Source organism: Methylobacterium sp. D54C, from assembly GCF_053345595.1.
The window spans coordinates 1-1,288 of record NZ_JBKFAK010000085.1 but is presented as its reverse complement, the minus strand read 5'-3'; the positions used below and the strand labels follow the sequence as shown (position 1 = coordinate 1,288).

1 protein-coding gene is annotated in these 1,288 nt (G+C 79.4%); it reads right to left on the bottom strand.

Translation table 11 applies throughout. The annotated features are described in order from the left end of the window. The coding region (locus ACLBYB_RS32595; protein ID WP_447701351.1) for a condensation domain-containing protein at positions 1-1,288 on the bottom strand (1,288 nt) is incomplete at both ends.

Here is a 1,288-nt window from a genome sequence, read left to right as displayed (position 1 = left end):
GGGCGTGGCCGCGGGCGGCGTCGTCCGGCGGCAGGTCCGGCGGCAGGTCCGGTTCGCCGCCGAGGGGATCGAGCCGCAGCGGCACCAGCGTGGTGAACCAGCCCACCGTCCGGCTCAGGTCGTGGCGCGCCGCCTCGCCGGCCGCATCCGCCAAGCTGTCCGCCAGGGCGTCGGCATCGCGACCGTGGCCCTCGAGCACGACGCGCACGGCTCGTCCGCCGCAGCGGCGCGACACCGCCACCGCGAGCGCCGCGAGCAGGAGTTCGTCGGGGCGCGTGCGGTAGGGCCGGCCGGCCCGGCGCAGGAAGGCGTCGGTGGTGTCGGCGTCGACGCTGTCGGCGATCTCGGTCTGGGCGGATTCGACGTTGGGGGCGTCGGGCCGGGCAGGTTCGAGGCCGCATGCGGGCGGCGCGAGCTGCGCCGTCCAGGCCTCGGCCCAGGCGCGGCGGCGGTCGGCCTCGGCCGGATCCCGGGCCAGGGCGTCGAGGTGCCGGGCCCAGGCGGGGAAGGAGGTCGCGGGCGCCGGCAGGGTCCGTCCCGCGAGGGCCAGGGCGAGATCCGCCACCAGGATGCGCCAGGAGACGGCGTCGACCACGAGGTGGTGGGCGACGAGGAGGAGGCGCTGCCCGCCGTCCGGGGCCGGATCGACCAGGACGGCGCGCAGCACCGGCCCGCGGGCGAGGTCGAGGCTCGTCTGCGCGGCCTCGGCCAGCGCCGCCAGAGCGGCCGCGTCCCGGGCCTCGCGGCGCCACAGCGACCCGGCGGCCGCGACGGCGTCGGCAGCGGTGCAGGTCTGCCGCCAGCCGCCGTCGTCCGCCTGCGCGAAGCGCAGCCGCAGGGCCGGATGGGCGGTGGACAGCGCGGCGAGCGCCTCCGCGACGCGGTCCGCCGCGAGGCGCGCCCGCGGGACGAGCAGCACGGCCATGTTCCAGTGCGCGCGCCGCGGCATCGGCGCGGCCAGGAACCAGCTCTGGATCGGGGTCAGCGGCACCGGGCCGGCCTCGAGGCCCGGATCGGTCGCCGCGTCGCGCGCGGGGAGCGCCGGGCGCGCGCCCTGGCGCTCGGCGTGCGCGGCGAGGGCGGCGAGGCTCTGGTGGGTGAACACGTCGCGGGGGGTGAGCGTCAGGCCGGCCTGACGGGCGCGCGTGACGAGCTGGAGGGCGAGGATGGAATCGCCGCCGCGCTCGAAGAAGGTGTCGGACCGGGCGACGGCGTCGGGGCCGGGCAGGCCGAGCACCGCGGCCCAGAGATCGGCGAGGCGCCGCTCGGTCGCCGTGCGCGGCGGGTC